This is a genomic window from Streptococcus infantis, from assembly GCF_047460685.1.
Classification (GTDB): Bacteria; Bacillota; Bacilli; order Lactobacillales; family Streptococcaceae; genus Streptococcus; species Streptococcus infantis_AD.
In genome coordinates, this window is the sequence record NZ_JASHFS010000003.1 from 104,662 (window position 1) to 121,209 (window position 16,548).

Annotated in this window: 14 protein-coding genes and 1 pseudogene; 11 read left to right on the top strand and 4 right to left on the bottom strand. The window is 41.8% G+C overall.

What is annotated here, in order from left to right; translation table 11 throughout:
- Positions 1–64 precede the first annotated feature (64 nt).
- From metF to QM917_RS02150, 8 genes are all read left to right on the top strand, one after another.
- Positions 65–931 (top strand): methylenetetrahydrofolate reductase [NAD(P)H], encoded by an 867-nt coding sequence (metF, locus tag QM917_RS02115; protein WP_414284602.1) that lies wholly within the window; start codon positions 65–67, stop codon positions 929–931.
- 556 nt (positions 932–1,487) lie between these two features.
- Positions 1,488–3,710: a polyribonucleotide nucleotidyltransferase gene (gene pnp / locus QM917_RS02120; protein WP_414284606.1), complete on the top strand. Its 2,223-nt coding sequence runs from the start codon at positions 1,488–1,490 to the stop codon at positions 3,708–3,710.
- Positions 3,711–3,725: 15 nt separating this feature from the next.
- The gene (cysE, locus tag QM917_RS02125) at positions 3,726–4,343 is read left to right on the top strand and encodes a serine O-acetyltransferase (RefSeq protein ID WP_414284608.1); all 618 of its coding nucleotides are present in this window, start codon (positions 3,726–3,728) and stop codon (positions 4,341–4,343) included.
- Positions 4,344–4,422: 79 nt separating this feature from the next.
- Entirely contained in the window at positions 4,423–5,184 is a 762-nt protein-coding gene (locus QM917_RS02130) for a nucleoside phosphorylase (protein WP_414284609.1), read from the top strand.
- Between the two features lie 225 nt (positions 5,185–5,409).
- A complete protein-coding gene (gene cysS / locus QM917_RS02135) occupies positions 5,410–6,753 on the top strand; it encodes a cysteine--tRNA ligase (protein WP_281334703.1) in 1,344 nt (447 codons plus the stop codon).
- A complete protein-coding gene (locus tag QM917_RS02140; protein ID WP_045763483.1) occupies positions 6,746–7,132 on the top strand; it encodes a Mini-ribonuclease 3 in 387 nt (128 codons plus the stop codon). Before cysS ends, QM917_RS02140 begins: the two co-directional genes overlap by 8 nt.
- Positions 7,133–7,134: 2 nt before the next feature.
- Positions 7,135–8,004 carry a helix-turn-helix domain-containing protein gene (locus QM917_RS02145; RefSeq protein WP_414284611.1) on the top strand — a complete coding sequence of 290 codons (870 nt, stop codon included), beginning with the start codon at positions 7,135–7,137 and terminating at the stop codon, positions 8,002–8,004.
- Between the two features lie 113 nt (positions 8,005–8,117).
- Positions 8,118–9,248 (top strand): ABC transporter ATP-binding protein, encoded by a 1,131-nt coding sequence (locus QM917_RS02150; protein WP_248035955.1) that lies wholly within the window; start codon positions 8,118–8,120, stop codon positions 9,246–9,248.
- A 100-nt stretch (positions 9,249–9,348) separates the two neighbouring features.
- Here the strand turns inward: QM917_RS02150 and QM917_RS02155 are convergent, their stop codons facing one another.
- Positions 9,349–11,730, bottom strand: coding sequence for a bifunctional 2',3'-cyclic-nucleotide 2'-phosphodiesterase/3'-nucleotidase (locus tag QM917_RS02155; RefSeq protein WP_153225440.1), 2,382 nt, complete (start codon positions 11,728–11,730; stop codon positions 9,349–9,351).
- 292 nt (positions 11,731–12,022) lie between these two features.
- Between QM917_RS02155 and QM917_RS02160 the strand changes: the two genes are divergently transcribed.
- Entirely contained in the window at positions 12,023–14,239 is a 2,217-nt protein-coding gene (locus QM917_RS02160) for a RelA/SpoT family protein (protein ID WP_049503998.1), read from the top strand.
- A gap of 30 nt (positions 14,240–14,269) precedes the next feature.
- Entirely contained in the window at positions 14,270–14,713 is a 444-nt protein-coding gene (gene dtd, locus QM917_RS02165; protein WP_414284613.1) for a D-aminoacyl-tRNA deacylase, read from the top strand.
- Positions 14,714–14,750: 37 nt separating this feature from the next.
- Here dtd and QM917_RS02170 read toward each other — a convergent pair.
- Positions 14,751–15,100: pseudogene (locus tag QM917_RS02170) on the bottom strand (hypothetical protein).
- Here QM917_RS02170 and QM917_RS02175 point away from each other — a divergent pair.
- On the top strand, positions 14,981–15,244 hold the full coding sequence (locus QM917_RS02175) for a hypothetical protein (RefSeq protein ID WP_414284648.1): 264 nt from the start codon (positions 14,981–14,983) through the stop codon (positions 15,242–15,244). The pseudogene QM917_RS02170 and the gene QM917_RS02175 overlap by 120 nt on opposite strands.
- On the opposite strand, the gene QM917_RS02180 is transcribed toward QM917_RS02175, so the two are convergent.
- Together QM917_RS02180 and QM917_RS02185 are read right to left on the bottom strand one after the other, a co-directional pair.
- Entirely contained in the window at positions 15,185–15,598 is a 414-nt protein-coding gene (locus QM917_RS02180) for a hypothetical protein (protein ID WP_228113874.1), read from the bottom strand. The two genes, QM917_RS02175 and QM917_RS02180, sit on opposite strands and share 60 nt — an antisense overlap.
- A 128-nt stretch (positions 15,599–15,726) precedes the next feature.
- Positions 15,727–16,437 carry a nicotinamide mononucleotide transporter gene (locus QM917_RS02185; RefSeq protein ID WP_414276326.1) on the bottom strand — a complete coding sequence of 237 codons (711 nt, stop codon included), beginning with the start codon at positions 16,435–16,437 and terminating at the stop codon, positions 15,727–15,729.
- Between the last annotated feature and the right edge of the window lie 111 nt (positions 16,438–16,548).

The window sequence follows — 16,548 nt, forward strand, 5'->3', positions numbered from 1 at the left end:
GAAAAGACATTTCTCCATACATGGTTGATCAGTAAGAAATCAACTAGAAAAAGGTTTATATATTATGTCACGTCAAACACCGTCCCTCTCATTTGAAGTTTTCCCTCCAAACCCAGCAGTAGGCAATGACAAAATTATTGCGGCCCTGAAAGATATGCAGGACTTGGCCCCACACTTTATCAGTGTGACTGCCAGCAATAATAAATTTAATATCAAAGAGACGACGGTTCGTTTGGCAGACTATATCCAAAATGACTTGGAGATTCCAACCATTGCTCACTTGCCAGCTATCTATCTAACTAAGGATAAGGTGGCTGAGACTATTGCAGATTTGGATAAGGTTGGGGTTCAGAAAATATTGGCTCTTCGTGGAGATATTATTCCGGATGTGGAGCCACAAAAAGATTTTCGTTATGCCACTGACTTGATTGAGTTCATCAAGGACCAAGCCCCACATTTTGAAATTATAGGAGCTTGTTATCCTGAGGGGCATCCTGATTCGCCAAACCAAATCTCAGATATCCAAAATCTTAAGAAAAAAGTGGATGCAGGATGCTCTAGTCTAGTAACGCAACTCTTCTTTGACAATGAGCGCTTCTATGATTTCCAAGACAAGTGTACCTTGGCTGGAATTGATGTGCCTATTCATGCGGGTATCATGCCAATCCTCAACCGTAACCAAGCTCTTCGTCTTTTGAAGACTTGTGAGAATATCCATCTCCCACGTAAGTTTAAAGCCATCTTAGACAAGTATGAGAATGACCCTGAGTCACTCAGAGCAGCAGGACTTGCCTATGCCGTGGACCAAATCGTGGACTTGGTAACTCAGGACGTTGCAGGTGTTCATCTCTACACTATGAACAATGCAGAAACTGCCCAATACATCCATCAAGCAACTCATGCCTTGTTCAATCATCAGTCTTTAGGATAATAAAAAGCAAACCATTCTTCTTTTCATGGAGGAATGGTTCCTTTTTAATAGAAAAGCCAGCACTTTTTAAGAAAAATATGATAAAATAGACTCTGTACGTACTTGATACAAAGATGAGGGTATAAACGATATTTAAGCAGTCTTAATCTTATGTCAAAGAGATGTAAGTTAAAGAATCAAATCTAAAGTATTTTCGGAGTTGAACACGGGCTAAATCCCTAGTGAAAAAGATAGATTTCCTTTTGAGTTGCTTAACGGCTTAGTATCTTGAGTAATTGAATTTTGGCCTCATTTCTTAGGAAAAAAGATAAGCTTCCTTGCACTCATCGAGTGGAGCGTCACCTTCCTATTTTTCTACAGAAATGTTCGGCAAGCTGAACCGTCCAAAATATCTTGAGTAATTGAACCCGGCCGAAAAGCTGTGTAAAAAAGATAAGCTGTCTTGTCTTCATCGAAGACTTCACCAGTTTCCTATTTTTACTTTGCTTTTGACGTCCTTAGTATCTTGATCTTTGTAGGCAAGGCGTATAATATTATCAATCCAAAGGGGATTAAAATGACAAAACATGTGTTTCAAACGACTTTTGCGGGTCGTGAGTTGATCGTAGAGACTGGTCAAGTTGCTAAGCAAGCAAATGGCTCTGTTGTCGTGCGTTACGGTGAGTCAACTGTCTTGACTGCTGCCGTTATGTCTAAGAAGATGGCGACTGGGGATTTCTTCCCACTTCAAGTCAACTATGAAGAAAAAATGTATGCGGCTGGGAAATTTCCTGGTGGCTTTATGAAACGTGAAGGACGTCCTTCAACAGATGCGACCTTGACAGCGCGTTTGATTGACCGTCCAATCCGTCCAATGTTTGCGGAAGGTTTCCGTAATGAAGTACAAGTTATCAACACAGTCCTTTCTTACGATGAAAATGCATCTGCACCAATGGCAGCGATGTTCGGTTCATCATTGGCTTTGTCTATCTCAGACATTCCATTTGACGGACCAATTGCTGGGGTACAAGTGGGTTATATCGATGGCCAAATCATCATCAACCCAACGCAAGAACAAGCAGAGCGCTCTCTTCTTGAATTGACAGTAGCTGGTACCAAGCACGCTATCAACATGGTAGAGTCTGGTGCCAAAGAATTGTCAGAAGAAATCATGTTGGAAGCTCTTCTCAAAGGGCACGAAGCTGTTAAAGAATTGATTGCCTTCCAAGAAGAAATCGTTGCGGCAGTCGGTAAAGAAAAAGCAGAAGTAGAATTGCTTCATGTGGATGCTGACTTGCAAGCTGAAATCATCGCAGCCTACAACAGCGACCTTCAAAAAGCTGTTCAAGTAGAAGAAAAATTGGCTCGTGAAGCTGCGACTCAAGCAGTGAAAGACCAAGTCACAGCAGTTTATGAAGAAAAATATGCAGACCACGAAGAATTTGACCGTATCATGCGTGATGTGGCTGAAATCTTGGAACAAATGGAACATGCAGAAGTGCGCCGTTTGATCACAGAAGACAAGGTTCGTCCTGACGGCCGTAAGGTCGATGAAATCCGTCCTTTGGATGCTGTTGTTGATTTCCTTCCTCGTGTGCACGGTTCAGGTCTCTTTACTCGTGGACAAACGCAAGCTCTTTCTGTCTTGACCTTGGCGCCAATGGGTGAAACTCAAATCATCGATGGTTTGGATCCAGAGTACAAGAAACGCTTTATGCACCACTATAACTTCCCACAATACTCTGTTGGGGAAACTGGTCGTTACGGTGCGCCTGGTCGTCGTGAAATTGGTCACGGTGCTCTCGGCGAGCGTGCTCTTGCTCAAGTATTGCCAAGCTTAGAAGAATTCCCATATGCGATTCGTTTGGTAGCAGAAGTCTTGGAATCAAATGGTTCTTCATCTCAAGCATCTATCTGTGCGGGAACACTTGCCCTTATGGCTGGTGGTGTGCCAATCAAGGCTCCAGTAGCAGGTATTGCCATGGGCCTCATCTCAGATGGAAACAACTACACAGTATTGACAGATATCCAAGGTTTGGAAGACCACTTTGGAGACATGGACTTCAAGGTTGCGGGTACTCGTGACGGGATTACAGCCCTTCAGATGGATATCAAGATCCAAGGGATTACTGCAGAAATCTTGACTGAAGCTCTTGCCCAAGCCAAGAAAGCTCGTTTTGAAATCCTTGACGTGATTGAAGCAACCATTCCAGAAGTTCGTCCAGAATTGGCTCCAACTGCTCCGAAAATTGATACCATCAAGATTGATGTGGACAAGATTAAGATTGTTATCGGTAAGGGTGGAGAAACGATTGATAAGATCATCGCTGAAACAGGCGTTAAGATTGATATCGACGAAGAGGGTAACGTATCTATCTACTCTAGTGACCAAGCTGCCATTAACCGCGCTAAAGAAATCATTGCTGGTTTGGTTCGTGAAGCGAAAGTGGATGAAGTCTACCATGCCAAAGTTGTGCGTATCGAAAAATTTGGTGCCTTTGTCAACCTCTTTGACAAGACTGATGCCCTCGTTCATATCTCTGAAATGGCTTGGACTCGCACTAACCGTGTCGAAGACTTGGTAGCCATTGGCGATGAAGTGGATGTTAAGATTATCAAGATTGATGAAAAAGGTCGTGTAGATGCTTCTATGAAGGCACTCTTGCCACGTCCACCGAAACCTGAACATTCAGAAGAAAAAGGTGAAAAGGGTCATCGTCATGGCGATCGTCCTCGTCACCACCACAAGGACCACAAACCTAAGAAAGAAACTACAGAAACACCAAAAGACTCAGAATAAGAAAAGGAGAATTGTATGGGATGGTGGCGTGAAACCATTGATATCGTAAAAGAAAATGATCCAGCGGCTCGCACTACCTTGGAAGTCTTGCTGACCTATCCTGGTGTCAAGGCCTTGGCTGCCCACCGTCTCTCCCATTTTCTCTGGAAGCACGGTTTCAAGCTTTTAGCTCGCATGCACAGCCAGTTTTGGCGTTTTTGGACTCAGATTGAGATTCACCCCGGAGCTCAGATAGAATCTGGTGTCTTTATTGACCATGGGGCAGGACTTGTGATTGGGGAGACAGCTATCGTTGAAAAAGGAGTTCTTCTCTACCATGGGGTTACTCTTGGTGGGACTGGGAAGGATTGTGGCAAACGCCATCCGACCGTGCGTAAGGGAGCTCTCATATCTGCACATGCCCAAGTTATCGGGCCTGTAGAAATCGGTGAAAATGCCAAAGTCGGTGCCGCTGCGGTCGTTGTGGCAGATGTTCCTAGCGATGTAACGGTTGTCGGTATTCCTGCTAAGATTGTCCGAGTGCATGGTCAAAAGGATGAACCAACCATTCACGAAGTCGAAGAAAAACGAGAGTATTACGTCAATAAACTCGAGCAAGCGAGAGATGCCAGTCATAGATCGTCTGAGCTTTAACATTTGATTTCGTCCGTTTGAAAAGATTGGCTTTGTCAAACAAACCCAAGTGGTTTATCTGAATGCGAAAGAGTAATAAATGCTATTAGAAGAATTTGAAAATGTACCTGCTGTTATCGAGCCAACTGATCGAAGCCTTCTTAGTGGTGGAGAAATCTGTGATACCATTATCTTGTCTTTTAATGGAGAAATCCTTGAACGTGTAAAGCAGATAGATGGTGTCTACGAAGGTGGCTATCTTACCAATCTAAATGGCAAACTGCCCTGGTATATCTATGAAAAAGATGGGAGTAAGGTAGCAGTTGCTATGGCTACGATTGGAGCTCCAATGGTTGTTGGACTCTTGGAAGAACTCAAAGCAAGAGGATTTAAGAACTTTATTGTTTTGGGATCTTGCGGAGTTCTGGACCAGTCTATTCAAGCAGATAAGATTATCCTACCAAGCTCGGCTTTACGTGATGAAGGTACTAGTTATCACTATGCTCCAGCAAGTGATGAAATAGCTTATGAGCGATCTCTACTCTTAACTATGGAAAAAGCCTTGGATAAAGCTGGTATTGAGCATATTCGAACAAAGTCTTGGACCACAGATGCCTTCTATCGTGAGACAGCTGCTAAGGTCAAACGAAGACTAGCAGCAGGAGCTAGAGTTGTAGATATGGAAGCTTCAGCTATCATGGCCTGGGCCCAATATCGACAAGCCAATGTCTATCAATTTTTCTACACAGCTGACTATGTCGACCATCACAATCACGAATGGGATGCTAGACGCGAGGATAGAAAAGCGGATTCTATAACTTTCTTTGAGATTGCCCTAGTCATTGCTCAAGAGTTAGTTTAGACTAGTCTTTACGATAAATTCGAAACAAGAAAGGGAGCCTAACGGAAAACATAGCAATAAAACTTCCGTAGTGACTCCCTTCATCTTTTTACTGTATTCTTCTTTTATGTTTAGAAAGGAGCAAGGAAATCCGATTTGTGACAGGTAATCGGACTAAAATTTAGTTGAACAGATTAGTTATGAAAATATCTGTTTATGAATTTTAGCTTTCCTGACTATTATTTTATGATTAAAATCTATGACACTATGTCTCGTAATTTGCGAGAATTTGTGCCCATTGAAGAGGGCAAGGTTCGCATGTATGTCTGTGGGCCGACAGTTTATAACTATATCCACGTGGGGAATGCCCGCTCAACAGTAGCCTTCGATACCATTCGTCGCTATTTTGAATATCGTGGCTATGAAGTAGCCTACATTTCCAACTTCACTGATGTGGATGATAAGATTATCAACCGTGCCAAGGAAGAAGGCATCACACCTCAGGAAGTAGCGGACAAGTACATTGCTGCCTTTCGTGAGGATGTGACGGCTTTGGGGGTGAAACCTGCAACTCGTCATCCTCGTGTAGTCGAGTTTATGGATGATATTATTCGTTTTGTAGAAGACTTGATTGAAAAGTGCTATGCCTATGAGAGTCAAGGGGATGTCTATTTCCGTGTAGAAAAATCCCACAACTATGCTAAGTTGGCCAATAAAACCTTGGAAGACTTGGAGCTCGGGGCTTCAGGTCGTACAGATGAAGAAACTGCTCGCAAGGAAAATCCTGTAGACTTTGCCCTCTGGAAATCTGCCAAACCAGGTGAGATTTCTTGGGACAGTCCTTGGGGACCTGGTCGTCCAGGCTGGCATATCGAGTGTTCGGTCATGTCAACGGAGATTTTGGGTGATACTATCGATATTCACGGTGGTGGAGCTGACCTTGAGTTTCCTCACCATACTAACGAAATTGCCCAGTCTGAAGCTAAAACAGGCAAGACCTTTGCCAACTACTGGATGCACAATGGCTTTGTCAATATCGACAATGTCAAGATGTCTAAGTCTTTGGGAAACTTCATTACGGTACACGATGCTCTCAAAACTATCAACGGTCAAGTATTGCGTTTCTTCTTTGCGACTCAGCACTACCGTAAGCCTATCAATTTTACGGAAAAAGCAGTGCGTGATGCGGAGACTAATCTCAAGTATTTGAAGAACACCTATGAACAACCATTTACTGGAACTGTAGATGCTCAGGAGTTACAGGCATTTAAAGATAAGTTTATAGCGGCTATGGATGAGGATTTCAATACAGCTAATGGAATCACAGTTGTCTTTGAAATGGCTAAATGGATCAACTCGGGAAACTATGATGCAGCTGTCAAGGAAACTCTTGCAGCTATGTTAGAAGTCTTTGGAGTGGTATTTGTCGAAGAAGTTTTGGATGAAGAGATTGAAGCCTTGATTCAAAAACGCCAAGAAGCACGTGCAAATAAAGACTTTGCGACAGCGGATCAAATCCGTGACCAACTAGCTGCACAAGGGATTAAGCTACTTGATACCAAGGATGGAGTGAGGTGGACACGTGATTGATGTCAATCTCATTAACGGGATTGCGCTAGCTTTTGAAGGAGATGCAGTTTATTCTATGTATATTCGTCGCCATCTCATTCTCAAAGGCATGACCAAGCCCAATAAACTTCACCAAGAGGCAACCAAGTATGTGTCGGCCAAGGCTCAGGCACACTTGATTTCCCTCATGCTGGAAGAAGAAGTCTTAACGGAAAAAGAAGAAGAAATCTATAAACGGGGTCGCAACACCAACAGCCATACCAAGGCTAAGAATGCAGATGTGGTAACCTATCGTATGTCTACTGGTTTTGAAGCGGTCATGGGCTATCTTCATATGACTGAAAATGTGGAACGCCTCGAAACCTTGATTTCTTGGTGCATCCAAAAAGTGGAGGGCTAGGAATGATTGCAAAAGAACTACTGGATTGGTTTCCTGATGGTAAAATCTTAGATCAGCCAATTGATAAGGAAGGTTTTCTTACGCTACCAGTTTCCTCGCAACAGTGGATTTTACTGGAGGAAGTTGGACTAAGTGAACGTGAGAAACAGTTGGTGGCCCTCTTAACTCAGCAGGAACAAACGATCTCACTCAATCCCTGGTATAGCTATCTGATCGAAGCTAAGGGACAGGCACCGCAAAACTTTAAAAAGTTGCAACTTGTTTATTGCCACCTATCCTATTTCCAACAAGAAAATCTATCTTCTTGGCTAGATATGATGCGAACCCTTTTTCCAAACTTCCTGACTATGATTCAGGTGGGATCCCAAGATTACATTTTTGTTCTTCAACAGGACAAGTACTCGTCAGTTCGTTCTATCCTATCAGATACTCTCGAAGCTGTAGAATATGACTTTGGCGTTCGTCTATCGATCATGCTGGGACAGGTCTGGGCTCAGAATGCCCAGCAAAATTTAGCGGACTTGATTAAGGCAGAGCGTGAGCTCTTTAAGACTTGGTGGTGTCAAGGTCATCAAGGAGTTCATACTTTTTCTCAACTTTATCTTTGGAGTTTGGGAGAAAGACAGGTTGATCTTAGACTTATCAAGGACTATCTCCGTCAGCAAATTCTAGATCAAGATCAGATTCAGGAAATCGTCCTTTCACTGTGGGAAAACAGTGCAGTCTTGACAAAAACAGCCCAGCAGTTGTATTTGCACCGTAATTCTCTCCAATACAAGATTGATAAATGGGCAGAACTAACAGGCTTAGAATTAAAAGATTTGACAGATTTGACCCTCTGTTATCAACTGATATTACCAGATATCTTATAAAGTTTTGTGCAAGTTGCACAGAACTTTTTTATTTTTTTGGTCATCTTGCCATAGAAAAGTAAAACGTTTTCATCTATAATAAAACTATCAAATGACAAAAGGAGTTCTCCACAATGGTAGAATTAAATCTTAAAAATATTTACAAAAAATATCCAAACAGCGAACACTATTCAGTTGAAGACTTCAACTTGAACATCAAAGACAAAGAGTTTATCGTTTTCGTAGGACCTTCAGGATGTGGTAAATCAACTACCCTTCGTATGATTGCTGGTCTTGAAGACATCACAGAAGGTACTGCATCTATCGATGGAGTGGTTGTCAACGACGTAGCTCCAAAAGATCGTGACATCGCCATGGTATTCCAAAACTACGCTCTTTACCCACACATGACTGTATACGATAACATGGCTTTCGGTTTGAAATTGCGTAAATACAGCAAGGAAGACATCGACAAACGTGTACAAGAAGCAGCTGAAATCCTTGGATTGAAAGAATTCTTGGAACGCAAACCTGCTGACCTTTCTGGTGGTCAACGTCAACGTGTTGCCATGGGTCGTGCGATCGTCCGTGACGCAAAAGTATTCTTGATGGACGAGCCTTTGTCAAACTTGGATGCAAAACTTCGTGTATCAATGCGTGCTGAAATTGCCAAAATCCACCGTCGTATCGGAGCTACAACTATCTACGTAACTCACGACCAAACTGAAGCTATGACACTTGCAGACCGTATCGTTATCATGTCAGCTACTAAGAACCCTGCTGGAACAGGTACTATCGGACGTGTTGAACAAATCGGTACTCCTCAAGAAGTTTACAAAAACCCAGTTAACAAATTCGTAGCAGGATTTATCGGAAGCCCAGCTATGAACTTCATCAACGTTAAATTGAACGGTGACCGCATTGTTGCTGACGGATTTACTTTGAAAGTTCCAGAAGGTGCTTTGAAAGTTCTTCGTGAAAAAGGTTACGAAGGTAAAGAATTGATCTTCGGTATCCGTCCAGAAGACGTAAATGCAGAACCTGCTTTCCTTGAAACATTCCCAGAATCAGTTGTGAAAGCAACGATCTCTGTATCAGAATTGCTTGGTTCAGAATCTCACCTATACTGCCAAGTTGGTAAAGATGAGTTCGTTGCAAAAGTTGACGCTCGTGACTACTTGCAAGCTGGTGCAACAGTTGAACTTGGATTTGACTTGAACAAAGCTCACTTCTTCGACGTAGAAACTGAAAGAACAGTTTACTAAGATATAGAAATAAAAATAGGCACTGTTGAATTTGCAGTGCCTTTCTTGTAACCATAATAAAAGAAGTAGGATGAACATCATCTTACTTCTTTTGACTTAATTAGCCTTGTTTTTTCTTGCTTTTAAGAGAAAGTCCGAATCCTGCTAGGACGATTCCTAGTAGTGTAAGGATGGATGTTTCTTCTCCGGTATTTGGCAAACTAGTAGTAGCTGCTTTAGTAGTTGTTGGTAGTGTGATAGTTTGACCACCATTTGAAAGAGTAATAGTCTCATTTCGTCCATTAAGGCTCTGATTGCCAGAATCTTGTTGGTCTGGTGTTGTAGGATCTACTTTTGGCTCTACATAGAGAAGTCGGTATTCACCAAAACCTTCTTGCTCTGAACTTGCGAGATATTGAACATCGCCATCTGTGCCTAGCAAATTTTTAGCCTTATCAGCTGTCAAGAAACGGATATCTAATCCTTTAATGCTATCAGTGAAGCGCCAATTTTTATCTGCACTTGGGTTGATATTTTTTTCTTCAAGGATATAGTTAATAATTGCTTGACGATTTTCAAGTCCAAGTAGACGGTTGAGGCTAGCATCACGAACACCAGGGAATTGACCATTTGCGCGATAGTTGTTGGTTACAACGATAAATTCTTGCTCTGGACGAACATCTTTGCCTTGGTATTTAAGATTGCGAACACGATTAGCATCTGGATGAAGTAACTTGCCTTCTCGGTCATATTTGTTCGGTTGTGTTACATCATACTCGTAAGTTACACCATCGATGACGTCAAAGTTATAGGTACGATAGCTAGAGTTGATGAGCTGCTGAGCTTCTTTTTTACTCGGATCAATAGTGTTGAACTGGCCTGCAGACATTTCCAACCATTCTTTTAATTGGGCTCCAGTAATTTTGAGAATAGCTGTAACATTGTCGTAGAGGTAGAGATCTGCTACGTTTTTGATCGCAATTGGACCTGCTGGGATGTCTGTGTAGGCAGTTGCATCACCACGGGTACCAGCTTTAAATGGAGCAGCAGCAGAAAGGATTGGGAGGCTACCTTCAGGAGTTCCTGCTAGTTCTCTCTTAGCATACCAAATTTGAGCGTTGTTGACGATTTGAACTGATGGATCATCTTTTACAAGGGCAAAGTAGCTAGTAATCGGGGCACTTGTTGTTCCGACTTGCTGGCGGACATATTTGACAGTTCCTTCATGAGATTCTTTAGCAATTTCTTTGATGCGTTCGTCGGCTTCCTTGGATTTTGTATAAATTTTACGGATAGATCCTTTGCTGTTGACAACTGACCATTTTCCATTTTTATATACAAGATTGAGGTCAATAATACCTAGATGATCACCGTATTTTCCAGCCATGGTGACAGGAGTGCCATTGATTTTACCGTTGATACCATCAACACCAGGATATTTTTCATAAAAACCTGTTCCGTTTCCACTAGGAAACTCGGCATGTGAGTGACCTGTGACTACGGCATCAACACCAGGTAGGCTAGCAATTTGGTAGCCCTCGTTTTCCTCACCTTTTTCGTACTTGTCATCTCCAATACCTGAGTGAGATAGAACGAGAGTGATATCTGCACCTGCTTTACGCATTTCAGGAATAATATTTTTGATAGCTTCTACTGAATCATTAACCAAAACCTTACCTTCAAGGTTAGCTTTATCCCAGCTAAGAATTTGAGGAGGGACAATTCCTGTAACCCCAATTTTGACAGTCGTTTTGTGACCAGTTTTATCTACAAAAGTTTTGGTGATAATTTTGTAAGGATCGTAGATGTAAGCACCTGTTTTAGGATCGACAACATTGGCATTGACAATAGGCATACCAGCGGTTTCGATGACACGTTTAAGATAGTCTAATCCATAGTTAAACTCGTGATTTCCGAGTGTCCCCACTTCAAAACCAAGCTTTTGAAGTGCTGTATACATAGGGTGTTGTTCGCCTTCTTTAACTGGATTGACGATAGCCTTGTAGGTTCCAAGAGGTGTTCCTTGGATGGTATCCCCATTGTCAACGAGGATAGTATTGCTATTTTCCTTTTTAGCTTCTTCGATGAGGATTGCTGTTTTTGCAAGACCGACATTTTCAACAGGTTTGTCTTGATAGTAGTCATAGTTGACTAGATTTGTATGCAGGTCGGTAGTTGCAAGGATACGGACATCAACTTCTTGCCCTTCGACAGGTTGGTTGGCTTCATCTTCTGCGAGACTTCCTTCGTTTGAAGCTTTAGCTTCAGCAGTTGGTGCTAGGGCAACTTCTGTAGTCCCTTTTTCAATAGTCCCTTCTTTTTCAGAATCAGCTAGTGTGTCACTTGCTTTACTAGTGACTGGTTTTTCAGCTGGACTTGTTGCTGAACTAGGTTTGATACTAGCATCTAAATTTGTGCTGGTCTCATCAGCCTGTGCAGTAGATACTGCAAAGACAGCGGCAGTAAGCCCTAAAAGGGCGGCTGGTTTGCGAAATGATGTCATAACATTCTCCTAAAAAATAGTTTCACTTGATTATACAAAATCACAGGCTAGGTATCAAGTTAGTTACGAATATTATTTTATAGATTTTAAACAAAGAAGCAGGGAAAATTTGAAAATGGAAGTTTTATTTGTCATACATAACAAAAATGCAGGAAAATGTGAACATTTATCTGAAAATTGTACTTTTTTCTTTTTAGAATAATCAGTAAGTGATTCTAATCTAGAATGGGCTTTACTAGTTTTCATATCCTCAAAAAAGTGTTAAAATGGTAGGAAGAATTGGAGAGTATGCATGCCGAAAGAAGTAATTTATTCAGGCGATGAAGTCGTCGCTTTAACGCAAAAATATTTATCGAAAGAAGATGTGGCTTTTGTACACAAGGCCTTGGTTTACGCTGTAGAATGCCATAGTGGCCAGTATCGTAAATCAGGCGAGCCTTACATTATCCACCCTATTCAGGTAGCAGGTATTTTGGCTAAACTCAAGCTAGATGCTGTCACTGTTGCCTGTGGTTTTTTGCATGACGTGGTAGAAGACACAGAAGCTACCTTGGATGACTTAGAGCGTGAGTTTGGCCATGATGTTCGAGTGATTGTTGACGGTGTTACAAAGCTTGGTAAGGTTGAGTATAAGTCTATCGAGGAGCAGCTGGCTGAAAATCATCGCAAGATGCTCATGGCTATGTCAGAGGATATCCGTGTTATCTTGGTCAAACTTTCTGACCGTCTGCACAATATGCGAACTCTTAAGCACCTTCGTAAGGACAAGCAGGAGCGTATTTCCAGAGAAACAATGGAAATCTATGCACCGCTTGCTCATCGTTTGGGGATTTCAAGTGTGAAATGGGAACTGGAAGATCTCTCTTTCCGCTATCTCAATCCAACTGAATTTTACAAGATTAGTCACATGATGAAGGAAAAACGTCAAGAGCGTGAAGCCTTGGTCGATGAAGTTGTGACGAAACTCGAGGAATACTCATCTGAGCGCCATCTTACAGGAAAAATCTACGGTCGTCCAAAGCATATCTACTCTATCTATCGCAAGATGCAGGACAAGAAAAAACGCTTTGAAGAGATCTATGACTTGATTGCCATTCGTTGTATTCTAGACACTCAGAGTGATGTCTATGCGATGTTGGGCTACGTTCATGAGCTTTGGAAACCAATGCCGGGACGTTTTAAAGACTATATTGCCAATCGTAAGGCCAATGGTTACCAGTCTATCCATACGACTGTTTATGGACCAAAGGGACCTATTGAATTCCAGATTCGTACTAAGGAGATGCACGAGGTTGCTGAGTACGGGGTTGCGGCTCACTGGGCTTACAAAAAAGGAATCAAGGGTCAGGTTAATAGTAAGGAATCTGCTATTGGAATGAACTGGATCAAGGAGATGATGGAGCTCCAAGATCAAGCAGATGATGCCAAGGAATTTGTGGATACTGTCAAGGAAAACTATCTGGCTGAGGAGATTTATGTCTTTACTCCAGATGGGGCGGTTCGTTCACTTCCAAAAGATTCAGGTCCGATTGACTTTGCTTATGAAATTCATACAAAGATTGGGGAAAAAGCGACTGGTGCCAAGGTTAATGGCCGTATGGTTCCATTGACGACCAAGTTAAAAACGGGTGACCAGGTTGAAATCATCACTAATCCAAATTCATTTGGACCAAGCCGTGACTGGCTCAATATGGTCAAGACCAGCAAGGCTCGTAACAAAATTCGTCAGTTCTTTAAAAACCAAGATAAAGAATTGTCCATCAATAAAGGTCGTGAATTGCTGATTAGTCAGCTCCAAGAAAACGGCTATGTGGCCAATAAATTTATGGACAAACGCCACATGGATGAAGTCCTTCAAAAAACCAGCTACAAGACAGAAGAAGCGCTATTTGCGGCGATTGGTTTTGGAGAAATCGGAGCCATCACTGTCTTTAACCGTTTGACTGAGAAGGAACGTCGTGAAGAAGAGCGGGCCAAAGCTAAGGCAGAAGCAGAAGAACTGGTCAAGGGTGGCGAAGTCAAGGTGGAGAACAAGGACACGCTTAAGGTTAAGCATGAGGGTGGAGTAGTCATCCAAGGTGCTTCTGGGCTCCTGATCCGGATTGCTAAATGTTGTAACCCTGTTCCAGGTGATGATATCGTCGGCTATATTACCAAAGGACGCGGAGTTGCCATCCACCGTGTAGACTGTATGAATCTTCGTTCACAGGAAAACTATGAGCAACGTCTACTCGATGTTGAATGGGAAGACCAATTCTCAAGCAAGGAGTATATGGCTCACATCGATATCTACGGGCTCAACCGTTCTGGTCTATTGAATGATATCTTGCAAGTCTTATCAAATACAACTAAGAATATTTCAACCGTTAATGCCCAACCAACCAAGGATATGAAATTTGCTAATATCCATGTTTCCTTTGGAATTTCAAACCTTTCAATGCTGACCACCGTGGTTGATAAGATTAAGAGTGTACCAGAAGTCTACTCGGTTAAACGTACCAATGGTTAAGTTGGCTTGATATCATCAGAAAGGATTGCTATGAAAATTATCGTTCAGCGTGTCAAGAAAGCACAAGTTTCTATTGAGGGTCAAGTATATGGGAAAATCCAGCAGGGGCTCTTACTCTTAGTAGGTATTGGACCTGAGGATCAAAAAGAAGATTTGGAGTATGCAGTCAGAAAGCTTGTCAATATGCGAATTTTCTCAGATGCTGAAGGCAAGATGAACTTATCGGTTAAGGATATCCAAGGCCAAATCCTCTCCATCTCTCAGTTTACTTTGTTTGCAGATACCAAAAAGGGAAATCGTCCAGCCTTTACAGGCGCTGCTAAACCGGATATGGCGGAAGCTTTCTATCAAGAATTTAACCAAGAACTAGCCAAGGAAGTTCCTGTTGAGACAGGAGTCTTTGGAGCAGATATGCAGGTGGAACTGGTCAATGATGGCCCAGTAACCATCATCCTTGACACCAAAAATAGATAAGAAAAACCAAGCCCGCGGGCTTGGTTTTTCTTATCTATCACAAAGTATTCCAAAATGAAATGGGTTCTTGATAGGCTTGGGGGAAGTCTCTTTTCAGGCTTTGGCAGGTGCGATAGGAAGGGATGAGATATCCTAGGATGAGGAGACTTCCCTGAAGGAAAAGTGGGATACCACTTAAAAACAGCAAGGAGAGAATTATCAGGTTATCCCATAGGAGGATTTGTAAGGCAAAACGCCAGAATCTCGGTCTAATCTGGGGGAATAGAGTTGACTAAAGTGGTCACAAAGCTGGTTGGAAAGATAGGTAAACAACACAGGGTGAAAGAAGATGAGCCAACCACTGTAAATCAAAATCCAATCCCAAGTGAGCCCCTCTTTAAATGTCAAAAATGCCAGCATGATTCCATCGATGATGAGGAGTTGAATGGTTTTGATGTAGATGATTTTTTTCATGATAAAACCTTTTTTTCCTTAGAGACACTCCCACAAAGAGATATGTTTGTCATAAAAGTCTGGATAGTTTTCTCTTAGGTGGCTAGCCGTTATATAATAAAAAGTAGAATGACAGGAAGTAAAGACTGGAGTAAGAGAGTAAAAATGTTGAGGGCCAGTGATGGCTAAAAAGACAAATAATAGTAGGTCAGTGGAGAGAATCTTTAAGTAGTAAAGGCGAATTTTTTTGTTCATCTGAGGATAAATCTCAGAGAAATGTTTTTTGAGTCGATTGACCAAGCGAAATAGCAGTAGTCCTTGAGCAAGGATGAAAATGAAGCAAAAAATCAGGCCTCTCTCCAAAGAAAGTTCGTATCGAGGTCTGAAAGTTACCAACAGTAGCAAATCGCTGACTACGATGGCTGTAAAATGGATTCTAAAGAGATTTTTCATAAGATGACCTCCCTCTTTTATCTAGCTTCATTCTACTCCAAAAGAATGGGAGTTACAAGTAAAATGATAAAAAATTTTAGTAAGGAAATTCTATTAAGTCGGCTTGCTTTCTTTATTTGAGTTTCCTTCTATTTTTCCACTTCTTCATCATTCCAGACAAATAAAGCTCCGATTGCATTGAGGATATAAAAGATGTATTTTCCGATATTGGCAAAGTTTCCTTGAATGCCAGCCTTTGTCAGCTGAACGAAATTGTAAATCAACCAAAATCCCCACTGAGTTGTCAGTTTCAATGCATTCAAAGCATTGGCAATGAGGGAGAGTGCAAAGGAAATAGTTGTTACGTAGGCAAGGAGATTCATCTTTCCTCCATAGCCGATATAGTTGGTCATAAATGCAAAGAGGAAGGCGATGATTGAAATGATGATGGCAGCTAATTTTATCTGTTTTTGGCTCATTTGGTTGGGTCTGCCTTCTTGCGAAGCTTCCCATTTCTTAATAGCAAAGGTATAAATGAGGAAGGTGACAGGATAGGTGATAATGGCCGCCTTATTTCCAAGGATATAGTCAATGGTGCCGGACAAAATCGTATTGACAATGCCAAAGTAATTTCCCCATTTGCTTAATTTTCCCGTGAAACGAGTGGACAACATGGAAATCCCAACGTTGGTTACGGAAATCAATCCAAAGGGCACAAGGGCAGTCCATGAGCCCCAGTCTACGAATTTATCGAGACGGGAGTTGAGGTAACCAGATGCGATCGCAATTCCAACGACCAGAGCAACCCCAAAGAGGTCAAACCATTTGGATGTCGCAAAAATTTTTAGTGATTTTTTCATAGGTTAAAATATCTTTCTTTTTTTACAAACATTCTACAACAAAATGAGAGTAACATCAAATGCTAGAAATAAAACCCTGAAAATAAAGCTTTCAGGGTTGGTAGGGGACTT